This window comes from Aliidiomarina sp. B3213 (genome assembly GCF_003290085.1).
Classification (GTDB): Bacteria; Pseudomonadota; Gammaproteobacteria; order Enterobacterales; family Alteromonadaceae; genus Aliidiomarina.
The window spans coordinates 244023-259880 of sequence record NZ_QMKJ01000003.1 but is presented as its reverse complement, the minus strand read 5'-3'; the positions used below and the strand labels follow the sequence as shown (position 1 = coordinate 259880).

Here is a 15858-nt window from a genome sequence, read left to right as displayed (position 1 = left end):
CTAACAGGCGTTTCGATTGTTGAATGCAAAGCAAAGGTTCAGTCAAGTTCCTATTCGAACGATTGTATTTCGAAGCGCCACCATTTTCCTTATCCTTGCCCTTAGCTTTATAGCTACCATAGCCAACGAAGTTAGAAACTTCGCGCGCAACGACCACAATATTGGTTATCAGAATTTCGAGTTTAATGTTGTCGCCACAGCGCGCTTTTCCGACGCTATTTTCGACTCGGTAATCAATCAACCTCGAATTCTAGCGTTGATGCAGCAAGCACATTCAGAAGATTCTAGCGAAGTTGTTGAGGCTAGGCAGAGCTTATATGAAGCGTTACAGCCGCTTTATGAAACGCTGCGCGATGCAGACATTCAACAGCTGCATTTTCACACCCGCACAAACCATTCTTTTCTAAGATTCCACCGTCCTAGCTTATACGGTGACGACCTCACAGGTATTCGCAGTACCGTTGAGTATGTGAATGCAACGCAAACGCCTTTTCATGGTTTTGAGGAAGGCAGAGTATTTAATGGCTTTCGCCATGTTTATCCGCTGATCTACCAAAATGAACATGTGGGAAGTGTGGAAATCTCAAACTCGCTTGCAAGTTTTAAAAGAGTGTATGAACTAAGCCAAGAGGATACCGTCGACTTCGTGTTATTCCGTGGAGTTGTGGAAAGTAAGGTTTTCGAAGAAGAACTGAGTAACTATCACAACTATGCTTTAAGCCCGCACTTGTTGCTGCAAAACGAACTTATCGAACTCGATCTTGAGTCGCCGATTATTGATTACCAAGAAAAGCAAAGATTGCTTCAAAGATTTGCAGACCGTCGTGGTGTTGTTCGTGCCATTGAAAATCACACAGATTACTTTGGTGTCGCATGGTTTAACAATCGTGTGTATTCCATTAAGTTAAATGTGCTTAGAGGCGGCGTTAATCGAGAACCCGTAGGGTTTGCGGTTAGCTTGAGTAACTATAACTACATTAAAGAGTCTTTACCTGGGCACATACTTCAGCTTTCTCTATTTCTACTCATTTCGATTGCTTTCGCGTGGGTGCTTTACCGACAACGGCGATTAATGAAAGGTGCTGAGCATTTAGCCCGTTACGACGGCTTGACAGGGCTTATGAATCGTCGTTATTTCTCAGAAGTCGCGATTGATACGCTTACCCAAAATGAAAACCCTCCTAAATCTCGGTTTTACTTTCGCCGTAAGCCACCTTGGGTCAAAAGAGACTACTCGTTAATAATGTTCGACATCGACCACTTCAAAAAAATTAATGACCAGTTTGGTCATGACGTGGGCGACAAAGCACTAGAATTCATGGCACGCCTAATTAAAGAACAGAATCAAAGAGGCGATACCTATTGCCGCTGGGGCGGTGAAGAGTTTATGGCGTTAGTGCGCGGTAAGGTAGACAAAGCGCAAGAAAAAGCAGAGTTCCTCCGTGCACTTATTGAGGAAAGAACCGAGCGGGAAGAAGGTATTCCAGGTTTCACTTGTAGCTTCGGTGTAGTCGAGACCGATAAAAACATACCATGGGACAAGCAACTTACCGACGTAGACCATTTGCTTTACAAGGCTAAAGAGAACGGCAGGAATCGGGTTGAGGGGTAGTGGTTTAATACCTTACGGACAGAGAGACGGAGTTTGATTGAAATGATAAGGATATTCCTATCTATCTACCTTTTTGCATTAATGTCTTCTGGTGCTGAGGCATCCGATGTGGAAATAGTCACTAGGCTCGAGTGTCGCACTCCGGATCTGGGCACAGAGAGCGTCACTCCTGAGAGTATTCCCACTGATGTTTTCCAACATCATGATTTTATGTCTGCCACGTTGACCGTTAGCGTCAATAATTCCGATTCAAATAATCTCAAGACTAGCCTTAATGAGCATGATCAGAGACACCCTTACAGCCGAGTTGCAGTACTCTCGGTGCGTCGGAATATTGAAAAGCTTTTACCATGCGGCGAAGTATTTGATGTTTCGGTTTATTTTTCTAGGAAACATGATGTAGTTTCGAAGGAAAGAGTAGTAGAGATAACCGGCAGAATTCGAAATAATTGCTCAAGCTTTGCGTTGGCCTGTTTCGAAGCGCTATCTGTTGAGATAGTTGAATGACTTAACATTTCCAACCTTTTTTTCGAGGTTTGACTGTATGGATTACCAGACACTCTTGGTGATAGGTAGATTTATAACTGCAATTGTTTTTGTAATCAGTGTCGGCAATGCGTACCTCGTTTTTTCTCTTTTCAAGAAAAACAAACGAATAGCCTTATATGTTTTACTTCTTTTAGCAATTAACTTAGTGGTTGGAAATTCGTTCTTAGTGGAAGGCGATATCTATTTAATTACCCTGAGTGCTGCTGTGTTTTTAAGCTTATTTTTAAATGCCTGGGTTATATCGAGAGAGTTAAAACCATTCGAGCGTCTTCTAACTTTATCGTTGCCTACTTTGAATTTAATTATTTTCTGTATAAATATCCGTTTAAATGATGAGATGGGGCTTACTTACTATGGTGCGTACATAACTTGAGTTAGATTTTCATCTCTTGGACCCCAAACAAAAAAGGCTTTCCAATCGGAAAGCCTTTTTGCATTCAAAGCCTAGAAGCTAAGCCTTATTCACCGCTTGTGCGTGAAGCGCGTTTACGTTCGTTTTCGGTAAGAAGCTTCTTACGAATACGAATCGACTCTGGTGTTACTTCTACTAGTTCGTCATTGTCGATGAACTCTAGTGCAGACTCCAAAGTTACGCGGATAGGCGGAGAAAGTGTAGTTGCTTCGTCGGTACCTGACGCACGAACGTTAGTAAGCTGCTTACCTTTCAAGCCGTTTACGGTTAGGTCGTTTGAACGGTTATGAATACCGATGATTTGGCCTTCGTAAACTTCATCACCGTGAGTTGCGAATAAGCGACCACGTTCTTGAAGGTTAAATAGTGCATAAGACAAGCACTTACCTTGCGCGTTTGAAATCAATACACCGTTAGTACGCTGACCAATTTTGCCACCTTTGTGCGGACCGTAGTGGTCGAACGCGTGGTAAATCAAGCCAGTACCTGAAGTGAGTGACATGAACTCAGTTTGGAAACCAATTAAGCCGCGGCTTGGTACGATAAAGTCGATACGTGTACGACCTTTACCGTCTTGCTGCATGTTGGTCATTTCTGCTTTACGTAGACCAAGAGCTTCCATTACAGAACCTTGGTGCTGTTCTTCAACGTCAACAGTTAGGGTTTCAAACGGTTCTTGTTTAACACCGTCAACTTCTTTGATGATTACTTCAGGACGAGACACTGCAAGCTCGAAGCCTTCACGACGCATGTTTTCGATTAAAACACCCAAGTGAAGCTCACCACGACCAGAAACGCGGAACTTATCTGGGTTCTCTGTTTCTTCTACGCGAAGTGCAACGTTGTGTACCAATTCTTGTTGTAAGCGCTCAAGAATTTGACGAGAAGTTACGAACTTACCTTCTTTACCCGCGAACGGAGAAGTGTTTACTTGGAAGGTCATCGTTACTGTTGGCTCATCAACGGTAAGTGCTGGCATCGCTTCTGCGTTACCTACAGCACAAACTGTGTCTGAAATTTTAAGTTCACCCAAACCAGTAATTGCGCAAATGTCACCTGCGCCTGCTTGGTTTACTTCAAGGCGATCAAGACCTAAGTAACCAAATACTTGGCCTACTTTACCGTTACGCGTTGTACCGTCGGCACCTACTACAGTAACTTGCTGGTTTGGCTTCACTGAACCACGGCGGATACGGCCAATTCCGATAACGCCAACATAGCTTGAGTAATCAAGCTGAGAAATTTGTAACTGTAAAGGACCGTCTTCGTCTGCTTCTGGTGGTTGAACTTGTTCAACGATAGTTTGGAACAATGGGTCCATGTTGCCATCACGAGCTTCAGCGTCAGTAGACGCGTAGCCGTTCAATGCAGAAGCATAAACGATAGTGAAGTCGAGCTGTTCGTCGGTTGCGCCTAAGTTGTCGAATAGGTCGAATACTTGGTCGATAACCCAATCAGGACGCGCGCCAGGGCGATCGATTTTGTTCACAACAACGATTGGCTTCAAACCGTGTGCGAAAGCTTTTTGGGTTACGAAACGTGTTTGCGGCATTGGGCCGTCTACAGCGTCAACCAAAAGTAAAACCGAGTCTGCCATCGACAATACACGTTCTACTTCACCGCCGAAGTCAGCGTGGCCCGGAGTATCAAGAATGTTGATGTGGTATCCGTTCCAGTTGATTGCAGTGTTTTTCGCCAAAATGGTAATTCCACGCTCTTTTTCAAGATCGTTAGAGTCCATGATGCGCTCTTCAAGTTCGCCACGGCTTTCTAGCGTGCCAGACTGCTGAAGAAGTTTATCAACCAAGGTAGTTTTACCGTGGTCAACGTGCGCGATAATAGCGATATTACGTAGATGTTTGACGTCTTTAGACTTTAAGTCGGTCATACTTGCTTTCCAGTTTAGAGGTGCCACATTCAATGGTTTGGAATGATTTCCAAGCATCTTTACAACATGCGGCTGAAAAAATAGGTCGGGATTATACAGGTATGAGTGCGTAAAAAACAGGCGGCATTGAAATGCTTTTATGAATTTTCTGTTTAAATGTGGATGTGCAGGTAGTCTAGCTTCACATGTCGTAACATTTTAAGAGCTGTGTTTGACTACAATCTTGTTACTATACAGTGGTTTATAAGCGCAAGAATGGTGAAAGGAATGCAGCTAGCTAGGTTTTCTCTACTTCTAGGGTTTTGTTTGTTTTTGGCGGGTTGTTCGCTTCAACAGGCGCCGGAACCTCGATATATCAGCCCTGAGGTAGCGGGTTTTGACGATGAAAAGTTACAACAGCTCACTGAAATCGCGGAAGAGGCAGGCAGTTCGTCGATTGTGCTTATGCATGAAGGGCAAATTGTTTATAGCTATGGCGATATTTTCGAGAAGCACACCATTCACTCTATTCGCAAATCGATGCTCAATAGTATTTTCGGCATCTATGTCGAGCGCGGCATGATTGACTTGGATGCTACCATAGACTCACTCGACCTCGATGACATACACGGGCTTTCTGAATTGGAGAAATCCGCAACGGTTCGCCAGTTGCTGCAAGCTCGGTCTGGAATTTATCACCCGTCTGCTGCCACCAGTGCAGGCATGCTCAGAAACATACCCGAACGCAATAGCGTTGAGCCCGGTACTCAATATGTTTACAACAACTGGGACTTTAATGTGGCTGGCGCCATTTTCGAGCAACAAACAGGGCTTAGTATTTACAAAGCTTTCCTTGAAGAAATTGCAAAACCCATCGGTATGCGCCAATACCAAGGTGATTATGTGACTTACCAAGAAGGCGACGAATTGGGTGAATACGAAGCGGACGGCTTCTATATGCACGAACCCGAGCTTTCCAAGTACCCTGATTATCACTTTCGAATGTCGGCTTATGACATGGCGCTTTATGGCCAACTTTATTTGAACGGTGGTATGTGGAATGGTGAGCAAATTATTCCGCAAGGTTGGATTGAAGAGAGTACTACTTCATACTCAGTGACGAATCCCTACATGGATTTTGGCTATGGTTACCTATGGAATGTGATCAACCCGAACGAGGAGAGAGCAACCAAATCGTTCTACCACACAGGTGTTGGCGTGCACATGCTAGCTGTATATCCAGGTAGTGACTTCGTATTTGTGCACCGCGTGCAAACCGAAGAGGGTGTCGAATTCAATCAACAGAACTTATATCGGTTGATCGGCGCAATGTTCTCAGCGAAAGATTAACGAAGGACAACCAGGATGAGAGAAAATCTAGAGCGGCGGTCTTTTATGTTATTGCTTGCGGCCGTCAGCGTGTTATTTATTTGGATACTCGTTCCTTTTTGGTCAGCCATATTTTGGGCTGTGGCGATGGCTGTAATCTTCTTTCCCCTCAAGAACGCTATTCAGAAAAAGCTTGGTGATCGCCCCAATTTAAGTGCAGGCCTTACGTTGTTGGTCGCAGTCGTTATAGTCATTATTCCTATTTTGCTGATTTCCGGGTCTTTTGTAAAAGAAGGAATTCGGCTGTATGAGGCGATCAACGCGGGTGACATCGACCCACAGCAAGTGATAACCCGTATTCGCGAAGCTTTCCCAATTATTCAAACCCTTTTTGAAAAGTTAGATATCGACATGAATAGCTTGCGTGAAAGATTTTCTCAATTCGCAGTAAACTCAAGCCAATTCATTGCTCGAAGCTCGGTCAACTTTGGAACGGGTACGTTCAACTTTATCGTAAACCTAGCGATTATGTTGTACCTGACATTTTTCTTCTTGCGTGACGGCTCGAAGCTTACTGATCTGATGGTTGACGCATTGCCATTTGGCAAAGGCAGAGAAAAAACACTGTTCAATAAATTTGCTGAAGTAACAAGAGCGACTGTGAAAGGCAATATTATCGTTGCTATTGCGCAAGGCGCACTTGGCGGCATTATATTCTGGATTTTAGGAATTCAGGCCGTGATTATCTGGGCAGTCATTATGGCAATCTTGTCCTTAATTCCTGCAGTGGGTGCTGCACTGGTTTGGTTCCCTTTTGCAATTTACTTGTTTGCGATAGGCGACTGGATAAGCGCCAGTATCTTAATTGCTTACGGAGCCATTATTATTGGATTGGCAGACAATGTGCTGCGCCCGATTTTGGTGGGCAGAGATACCAAACTGCCAGACTATGTCGTACTGCTATCTACTTTGGGTGGTATATCACTGATGGGCGTGAATGGCTTCGTGCTTGGGCCACTCATCGCCGCATTATTTTTAGTGTGTTGGCAGATCTTCGCGAAAGACTTACAAAACGACTAAGCGTCTGGCTTGGTCTCGTCAGCGTTGCCATTGCCTCGTTGAAGTCTTTTATTCCAGTTCTGCTTTGCATAGCGGCGTAGGCTTGGAATGGTGTCGGTTTCGTCCATGATGGGCTGCCCTAGAATGGTTTCAATAATATCTTCTAGTGTAACCAGACCAAGCCACGATCCATGTTCGTCGAACACCAGTGCCATGTGTTGCTTTTGCTCTAACAAACGCGTCATCACCTGTTCAATGTCAATGGTTTCCATAACCACTTCCACTTGCCGTGCTAGGTCTTTAATTTCGCAATCACTTTGAGCTTCTAAAGCTTCGTTGCGAAGAATAAAGCCGTGCGGTACTTCGTCTTTGTCGATCACCGGAAAGCGAGAATAGGGCATGGCTTTTACCCGTTGCAAGAAGTCACTCACGGTTTCGTCTGGCTCTACAGCTTGGCAAACTGTGCGTGGTGTCATTACGTCGCGCACACGAATGGTGTGCAAATCAAGAATATTGCTAATTACGCGTCGCTCGTCGGTATCAATTGCTTTTTGTTCATGCCCCAGTGTCGCTAGCGCTTTAATTTCTGAACGCACGTCGATATTTTCTTCACCGCCAATACGCTGAGTTATTTTGTCGGACATCCAGATAAACGGCTTCAAAGACACAATCATGAAGTTGAGAATGCCTGGAAGCAACGGAGCGAGTTGGCGCCAGAATTTTGCGCCAATAGTTTTTGGAACAATTTCCGAAAGCACCAGAATAAGTATGGTCATAATGGCGGAAGCTGCCGCTAAATAACCGTCACCAAATACCACGCCTACTTGCGCGCCTACGCCTGCGGCCCCAGCAGTGTGTGCTACGGTATTCAAGGTCAGAATTGCGGCTAAAGGTCGGTCGATGTTCGACTTTAATACGCCGAGTTTCTTATGTAGGCGAGGTCGCTCTTCCTTCAATTTAGCAACATAGCTTGGTGTTATAGATAAAAGCGCGGCCTCTAGAATAGAGCAGAGAAAAGAAACGCCAATGGCGATAAAAGCAAAAACGATGAGTAAGAACATTTGGGCTTGTTGACCTTTGCTGTTTAGATTTTGTTCGTTCTGGCGACGTTTTGATCGCGAAACGAGCAACGAAGTTTAGTTATTCTAAATAAGGCGCGAGTGACAAAAAGCAAAGCGTCGCCAGACGAACCCGAAGGGCAGCGCTTGGCTGGCCTTTCTACTGCGTTAGAGCTTGCTTCATGTAGAATAACTACACATCAAAAGCTCTGCCTTGTATAAACAACAGCCAAACTGCTGCAAAAGCAACCAGCAAAGGTCAACAAGCCCTAAAACCCTATGGGTTAAAAACGGACGCTAATTTTATCTAAATTCCTTAGTCTGTCTAGTTTTAGGGAAACGAATAATAAATTTGGTGCCCTTTTGCTCGGTGCTTTGCACTTCGATGTTTCCTAGAAGTACAGCATCGACAATGTTGTAAACCACGTGCATGCCTAAACCGCTGCCACCCTGGCCCAGTCGTGTGGTGAAGAAAGGTTCGTAAATACGCACCATAGTTTCTGGTTTCATACCTTCACCAAAGTCTTCAACACAAAGCTCTACCTGGTTACCGTCTACTTCGTTCGCATAAATATCTACACGCCCTTCTGCTCGAGAAGCGTACGCATGTACGAGCGCATTCTGCACTAGGTGAGTGAGTACAGTTGCAAGCTGCCCGGCGAAAACTTCCACATAAAGGCTGGGGTCGACCGTATTGGACACACTGAAGTTTTTCTTTTGGATGTCTGTTTTAAGTGACGTAATAACTTCATCGACCAGGTCTTTTAAAGCCAAATGACTAGGCTTAGTACTGGTTGTTTCAATCGAAACTTCTTTAAAGCTGGTAATTAAGTCGGTGGCACGCTGCGTACTGCTTTTCAGCAAGCTAGCCGTTTCTTCAAGCTTGGTAACGCTTTTCGGTGGTGACTCAAGCTGTTTAAGATCATTCACAACGTCGTCGAGCAAAGACGCTCCCATGTAAGCATTGCTAATAGGGGTTGAAAGCTCATGAGAGATGCCTGCAACCAACTTACCTAGCGAAGCCAACCTTTCTTGCTGAACTAACTTGGCATTTGCAGATTGTAGACCCTCATAAGTTTCCTTGAGCTGCCTCGTGCGCTGTTGCACAGATGTCTCTACGCGGATGTTGTGAAATAAAACTGCGCCGTAAGCAAAAACGGCTAAACATGTAACCGTAATGCCAACAAAAATGATGAATAAACCAAGATTACTTTCTTGCCATAACGGACTATTGTCTGCGTCTAAAGCCCAGCGAAAATTAAGTGTATTTCCACCGAACTCTAAAGACATAAAATGTATAGCTTCTGCTTCTGTAGCTAAAGGCGTGAGCTGTGCGTGGTTAACAAGCGGTTGCTCGGTCGTGAAAATGCTGAGGCTTTTCCCTTGGTCAAGAATGTCGCTCGCGACGCGCATTAAGATGTCGTTAAACGGAATAACTACGATTAAAGCGCCTTCTTGTCCGTTATTCATAACCGACACAGACATGGCAAGGTAACTTTTAGTTTCATACTGAAACAGCGGAGCTACATATAAATTGCTGCCGTTGTTTAAGCTATGTTCAATCGCAAGGTTAATGGGTGTTGGAAGTTCTTGCGTGACAGGCCAAGCGAAGTTTCCAGAAGTTTGCTCAAACTGTTGTAATGCTGCGTTGTACCAGCCTGTGGCCATATTATTTCGAGACTGGGTGAAGGAAAATAAATTGTCATGCGCCGCGCGTAACTCTTCTTCTGTAACTTCCCGCGAGCCTTTGTAAAGCGTAGCGAGGCTAAGTAAAGGTTCACGCTCTAGTTCCATTCGGTAAATAAGCTCGTTGCTCATACGTTCTGCTTCGGCAACAGCTCGGTATTCCCATACTTTGAATTGATTTCGTTCTGCTGCGTAATACACAACCGCAGTCAACAGCAGGCCTGCCAGAAGCATTGCAGCCAAAGCTATTGTATATGCGCGACTTTTTTTCAACAGAGAAACCAAAAAGCGACCCTCTAAAGGTAAAGAACGTAAGAGTCTTTAGTATAGAGAGTCGCTTCTAAAACGCTAATTTTATTTACAAATTATAACAATTCGCAGGTATTCAATGTTAATTAATCTGCCTTAGTCGTTAGCGTAGAATTCCCGCAGATCACGCACCAACTGTTCTAGCGACGGATGATGAATGTACATCATGTGTCCTGATTCATAATATTTCATGGTTACGCGGCTTGGATCTATGCCGTTATTGTTGAAGCTATGTTCGGTTGCGAAGAACGGCGTTGCAGCGTCGAAATAGCCATTGGCAATGAAAATATCAAAGTCGTTGTTACGCTCTTGAGCTGTCGCGAAGTGCGGAGCAAGGTTGTGGTAACCCTGTTGTTGCCCGCGTGGCGTACTCCAGTCCCAACCGCCGAAAACACGACCGCTAAGAATGTTGTACTGCTCTGTACGGTTTACACCTAACGAGTTGCGCAGGTAGTAGTTCATTGCTGCAGTATAAGGACCGTCTATGCCGTAAGCTGAAGGATCTGCTGCAGGGAATTCGCCCGCATTGTCCCATTCTTCACCGATATAGCGACCGTCTAAGCGACCTGCAACTTGACCACGGTCGCGCAGTAGTTCGCGGAAGAAGCGGTGCGGTTCGACACGAAGGTTCGCATTGCTAATAAACGACTTGTCTAAACCTGTGAAATAGTGAAGACGGTCGATAATGCGCTGCTCTTCTTGTTCACTTAAGCGTGCGCCTTGGAAAAGTGCAGTGTGCAATTCGGTTGCAGCAAAATCACGTGCTTCGTCTAAGAACGCTTCTAGGTTTTCATGTTGATTGGGTAATGCATTGTGATACCAAGCAATAGCGGCATAAGTTGGCAAGTAAGTTACATACGGTAAGTCGTTGCCTGGGTCGGTGCGTGCTGTACCGAAGTCTACGATTGAAGAGATCAGTTGCACGCCATTAATCGGCATAGTGCCCCAACCTTGCTGAATTTCAGCAAGTAGCGCACCTACGCGCGCTGTACCGTAACTTTCACCCGCTAAGTATTTTGGTGCATTCCACTTGTTGTGTTCAGTGGTGAATAAACGAATGAACTCAGCTAAAACTGCAGCGTCTTTTTGCACGCCCCAAAAGTCAGAACCTTTACCTTCACCCAAAGCACGAGAAAAGCCGGTGCCTACTGGGTCGATAAACACTAAATCAGTAATGTCGAGCAAGCTGTCTGGATTGTCGGTAAGTTCGTAAGGTGCAGCGCCTGGGTTCTCGGCGTCGCTAGGTAGAACTATTTTTTGTGGGCCATATAAACCTAAGTGCAGCCATACTGAAGAAGAGCCTGGGCCGCCATTGAAAACGAAAGTAATGGGGCGCCGCGTTGCATTGTCTACGTCTGTTCTGAAATACGCAGTTGAAAAGATAGCCGCAACAGGTTCACCGTCGTCATTTTTAATCACGGTGTCGCCAGCAATCGCACGGTAGCGGATGTTGTCGCCATTAATGCGAGCCCGATGTTCGGTTACGCTTGGTTCGGGTACTAAAGCGTGGTCGTCTGCAAACGTTGCGCTCGCAGGCACCATAAAAACGAGTAATGTGAGTAGCACACTTAATTGAGCTCTCATAACCTTAAACTCCTCAGTATTGTAATAAAGTGCATATAACCTAGCATTATTTCCTCAAAAGACTAGTTGATCGCCGACAAGGCGTATAAAAAACACGATTGAGAGGACTTATTGAAACTGCGCACCACTTTGGCGCGTTGCGTCGCACCAATATTGTGCATTTAGCTATGTAAATCCTTGCTGGAAATTTGCTTTGAAACGTTAATAACTGATTTATAGAGGTTTTTCAGTTGTGGCACAACGGTTGCAAATTCAGGGCAAAAGCGCCAAAGCTGTGCCATACTGAATCTGCACTTTTGGCGTTTGACCCTTTAAACACTAACTGGAGGTTATCCATGTCTATCGAAGCCGTGCTGGAGTTAATTGAAGAAGAAGAGGTTCGCTTTGTCGACCTGCGTTTTACCGACACAAAAGGTAAAGAGCAGCACGTTACTATTCCTGTTTCTCAAATTGACGAAGAGTTTTTCGAAGAAGGCAAAATGTTCGACGGCTCGTCAATTTCTGGTTGGAAAGGCATCAACGAGTCTGACATGGTGCTATTGCCAGACCCAACAACTGCGGTAATCGACCCGTTCTCTGAGTCAACTACGCTTATCGTTCGTTGCTCAATTCTAGAGCCAGACACGCGTCAAGGTTACGACCGTGACCCACGCTCTATCGCAAAACGCGCAGAAGAATATCTTAAGTCTACAGGGGTAGCTGACACAGCATTGTTTGGTCCAGAGCCAGAGTTTTTCTTGTTCGACGACGTTCGTTTCCACACCGACATGAGCGGTTCGTTCTACAAAATCGATTCAGAAGAAGCGAAGTGGAACTCAGGTGCAGACTATGCAGAAGGTAACCTTGCGCACCGTCCAGGTGTTAAAGGCGGTTACTTCCCAGTGCCACCGGTAGACTCTGCTCACGATATTCGTAGCGTGATGTCTGAAACTATGGAAGACATGGGTCTTGTAGTTGAAGCGCACCACCACGAAGTAGCAACAGCAGGTCAAAACGAAGTGGCAACTCGCTTCAACACTTTGACCAACAAAGCTGACGAAATGCAGGTATTTAAGTATGTGGTACACAACGTAGCGCACGCTTACAACAAAACAGCGACCTTCATGCCAAAACCAGTTGTAGGTGACAACGGTTCAGGTATGCACGTTCACATGTCTCTAGCGAAAGACGGTAAAAACCTATTTGCTGGCGACAAGTACGGCGGGTTGTCTGAAACTGCACTTTATTACATCGGCGGTATTATTAAGCACGCGCGTGCATTGAACGCATTCACTAACCCAGCAACCAACTCATACAAGCGTTTGGTTCCTGGCTTCGAAGCACCAGTAATGCTTGCGTACTCAGCGCGTAACCGTTCAGCGTCTATTCGTATTCCTTTAGTAGGTAACCCGAAAGGTCGTCGTATTGAAGCTCGCTTCCCTGATCCAGTAGCGAACCCTTACTTAGCGTTCACTGCGTTAATGATGGCGGGTCTAGACGGTATCCAGAATAAAATTCACCCTGGTGATGCAATGGATAAAGACCTTTACGACCTTCCACCAGAAGAAGCTAAAGATATTCCAACAGTTGCGTCTTCATTGGAAATGGCGCTAGACAGCCTAGACAAAGGACGCGAGTTCTTGACTAAAGGCGGCGTAATGACCGACGACATGATCGACGCTTACATCGACCTTAAACGTCAAGAAGTTGAAACGTTGAACAAGACTACTCACCCAGTTGAGTTCGACATGTATTACAGCTGCTAAGTTGTTTTACTGGAGCGCGGCCTTGTCGCTGAACAAGGCGCGCTCATCTTGCACTTTTCTAAGAAATGCACCAAAATGGTGCATTCTTTTTCTCAGCCGAACCTTTTCGAAGAACCTCGGAGTGTAAGCATGGCCACGCAATCTGATTTTGCCGAATTATTCGAACAGCTGACCACAGCTGTTGTGGTGCTTGATCAACGCTTACACATTACCTACGCCAATGGTCGTGCAGAATCTATATTTGCCGGTAGTGGCAGGCGTTTGCTTGGCGCACCGTTTGAAAGTGTTTTTCGCTTCACTAGTTTAAGCCCCGGTTTATTGCAACAGGTATTAAGCGAGCAGCAAAGCCTTACCGACAGCGACGTAGCCATTGTGCTGCACGACGGCAAGAAAATGACCATAGAACTGAGTGCCAGCCCTGTTTCGTTCGAGGGTGTGGAAGGCTTGGTTTTAGAAATGCGCCAGGTCGATCTTATTCGTCGGTTGAACCAAGAAGAGTTACAACGCCACCAGCAAGCCGCAGCGCAACAGTTGGTGCGCGGTTTAGCACATGAAATTAAGAATCCTTTGGGGGGTATTCGCGGTGCGGCTCAGTTGCTCAATGCTGAATTGCAAAATGCGGAGTTAGAAGAATACACGCAAATGATTATGAGCCAGTCGGATCGTTTGCGAAACTTAGTCGACCGTTTATTGGGGCCAAATCAGCTCGGTAAGCGAGAGTCAGTGAATGCCCATGCTGTCATTGGTAGTGCGCTTAATGTCTTAAAAGTGAATTTACCTTCCGGCATTGAGCTTTACGAAGACTACGACCCGAGCCTACCAGAACTTATTTTATGTGCCGACCAAATGGAGCAGGTGTTATTAAACTTACTCAATAACGCGGTTGAGGCTTTAGGTGAAAGTGGTCGTTTAACGGTGAAAACACGCGTTAGCCATAAAGAAACCATTTACGGTAAGCAGTACCGCCAAGTTGCACTTATTTCTGTTATCGATAACGGCAAAGGGGTTTCTGAAGAACTAAAAGACACCTTGTTTTACCCACTGGTGACCGGTAGAGAGGGTGGCACAGGCTTGGGTCTTTCTATCGCGCAAACCTTAGTGCACCAGCACGAAGGAAAAATAGAACTCACTAGCCAACCCGGTGAAACACAATTCACTATATTCCTACCCTACACCGACGCCATGCGCGCTGCCCAAGAAGCTGCTGAACAAGGAGTGTCTGCATGAGTACAAGTACATTAGCGTGGGTGCTCGACGACGACGACTCTATTCGTTGGGTAATGGAAAGAACATTTAAGAACGCAGGTTGGAATGTTCGGTTGTTTGGTTTACCCGAAGAGTTGCTCAAAGCTATGGAAGTTGAAGAACCTCCGTCGGTATTAATTACCGACGTACGCATGCCCGGTATGAATGGCATGGACGTTCTCGCCCATGTGCAAGCGCAATGGCCACAGGTTCCCGTGGTAGTGATGACAGCTCACTCTGACCTAGATAGTGCTGTAAATGCCTTTAAAGGCGGTGCATTCGAGTATTTGCCGAAGCCATTTGATTTAGACGATGTTATAGCGGTGGCGGAACGCGCAGTGAGCCGCAACGCAAAGCAAAATAAAAAGAAAGCACCGAAGGTAGACAATGAAAGTCTGATTATTGGTGAAGCGCCGGCAATGCAGGAAGTCTTCCGCGCTATCGGCAGGCTTTCACGTTCACATGTCAGTGTTTTACTTACCGGCCCTTCGGGAACGGGTAAGGAGTTGGTGGCAAAAGCGTTGCACGAGCATAGTGACCGCGCCGAGCGTAATTTTGTGGCATTGAATATGGCGGCCATTCCAGAAGACTTAATTGAGTCGGAATTGTTTGGCCATGAAAAAGGCGCGTTTACGGGCGCAGTGCAAAAACGTGATGGTCGCTTTAAGCAGGCCGACGGTGGCACATTATTTCTAGACGAAATCGGCGACATGCCACTTGGCGTGCAAACTCGATTGCTACGGGTATTGGCAGAAGGTCAATTTTACCCCGTAGGTAGCCATGAGCTTACTCGGGTAAATGTGCGCGTTATTGCCGCTACACACATCGATTTAGCGAAAGCGGTAGAAGAAGGTAAGTTCCGCGAAGACTTGTATCATCGCCTAAACGTAATTCATGTTCGCTTGCCTACTTTGGCAGAGCGCCGAGAAGACATTCCTTTATTGGTAGAGCACTTTCTAGGTTTGGCAGCACAAGAATTACAAACCGGTGTGAAGTCGGTTTCTGCGGAAGCTATGAAAAAGCTACAAGCTGCGCCTTGGCCGGGGAACGTGCGGCAACTCGAAAATACCTGTCGTTGGATTACGGTTATGGCGAGTGGCGACAGAGTGGACGTAGACGAACTACCACCAGAAATTAATGGTAATGGTGAGGGCTTCCAGTCTGCGTCTGAATTGCATCAAGATTGGTGGTTGGGTTTTCGCAATGCCCTTAAAAAGACCTTCCAAGCTGACGACACCGAAGGCTTTACGCAATTGATGGGCAATATTGAACAAATTGCCATTGAGGAAGCGCTTCATTCTACCGGTGGTCATAAGCAAAAAGCCGCAGAGCGCTTAGGCTGGGGTAGAAATACACTGACGCGGAAACTTAAGCGCGAAAGTTAAAGAAAACGTAAATATGTC

At 45.7% G+C, this 15858-nt stretch carries 11 protein-coding genes; 7 read left to right on the top strand and 4 right to left on the bottom strand.

The genetic code is table 11. From position 1 onward, the window contains the following. Nucleotides 1–16: 16 nt before the first annotated feature. Nucleotides 17–1612 (top strand): diguanylate cyclase domain-containing protein, encoded by a 1596-nt coding sequence (locus DQX04_RS10625; RefSeq protein ID WP_111915906.1) that lies wholly within the window; start codon nt 17–19, stop codon nt 1610–1612. Nucleotides 1613–2156: 544 nt separating this feature from the next. Further along, entirely contained in the window at nt 2157–2534 is a 378-nt protein-coding gene (locus tag DQX04_RS10615; RefSeq protein WP_111915904.1) for a hypothetical protein, read from the top strand. Between the two features lie 85 nt (nt 2535–2619). On the opposite strand, the gene typA is transcribed toward DQX04_RS10615, so the two are convergent. Further along, nucleotides 2620–4461 (bottom strand): translational GTPase TypA, encoded by a 1842-nt coding sequence (typA, locus tag DQX04_RS10610; RefSeq protein WP_111915903.1) that lies wholly within the window; start codon nt 4459–4461, stop codon nt 2620–2622. Between the two features lie 255 nt (nt 4462–4716). Here typA and DQX04_RS10605 point away from each other — a divergent pair, with 255 nt between their 5' ends. Both DQX04_RS10605 and DQX04_RS10600 read left to right on the top strand, forming a co-directional pair. Then, the gene (locus tag DQX04_RS10605; protein ID WP_111915902.1) at nt 4717–5790 is read left to right on the top strand and encodes a serine hydrolase; all 1074 of its coding nucleotides are present in this window, start codon (nt 4717–4719) and stop codon (nt 5788–5790) included. A 15-nt stretch (nt 5791–5805) separates the two neighbouring features. After that, entirely contained in the window at nt 5806–6849 is a 1044-nt protein-coding gene (locus DQX04_RS10600; RefSeq protein WP_111915901.1) for an AI-2E family transporter, read from the top strand. Here the strand turns inward: DQX04_RS10600 and DQX04_RS10595 are convergent. From DQX04_RS10595 to DQX04_RS10585, 3 genes are all read right to left on the bottom strand, one after another. After that, nucleotides 6846–7889 carry a CNNM domain-containing protein gene (locus DQX04_RS10595; RefSeq protein ID WP_111915900.1) on the bottom strand — a complete coding sequence of 348 codons (1044 nt, stop codon included), beginning with the start codon at nt 7887–7889 and terminating at the stop codon, nt 6846–6848. The two genes, DQX04_RS10600 and DQX04_RS10595, sit on opposite strands and share 4 nt — an antisense overlap. A gap of 300 nt (nt 7890–8189) precedes the next feature. Further along, nucleotides 8190–9845 carry a sensor histidine kinase gene (locus DQX04_RS10590; protein WP_126266351.1) on the bottom strand — a complete coding sequence of 552 codons (1656 nt, stop codon included), beginning with the start codon at nt 9843–9845 and terminating at the stop codon, nt 8190–8192. Between the two features lie 132 nt (nt 9846–9977). Then, nucleotides 9978–11465 (bottom strand): S10 family peptidase, encoded by a 1488-nt coding sequence (locus DQX04_RS10585; protein WP_111915898.1) that lies wholly within the window; start codon nt 11463–11465, stop codon nt 9978–9980. A gap of 335 nt (nt 11466–11800) precedes the next feature. Here DQX04_RS10585 and glnA point away from each other — a divergent pair, with 335 nt between their 5' ends. From glnA to ntrC, 3 genes are all read left to right on the top strand, one after another. Beyond that, nucleotides 11801–13210, top strand: a complete 1410-nt coding sequence (glnA, locus tag DQX04_RS10580; protein WP_111915897.1) for a glutamate--ammonia ligase — start codon at nt 11801–11803, stop codon at nt 13208–13210. 129 nt (nt 13211–13339) lie between these two features. Next, nucleotides 13340–14437 (top strand): nitrogen regulation protein NR(II), encoded by a 1098-nt coding sequence (gene glnL, locus DQX04_RS10575; protein WP_111916000.1) that lies wholly within the window; start codon nt 13340–13342, stop codon nt 14435–14437. Beyond that, the gene (ntrC, locus tag DQX04_RS10570) at nt 14434–15840 is read left to right on the top strand and encodes a nitrogen regulation protein NR(I) (RefSeq protein ID WP_111915896.1); all 1407 of its coding nucleotides are present in this window, start codon (nt 14434–14436) and stop codon (nt 15838–15840) included. Before glnL ends, ntrC begins: the two co-directional genes overlap by 4 nt. The last annotated feature ends 18 nt before the right edge of the window (nt 15841–15858 follow it).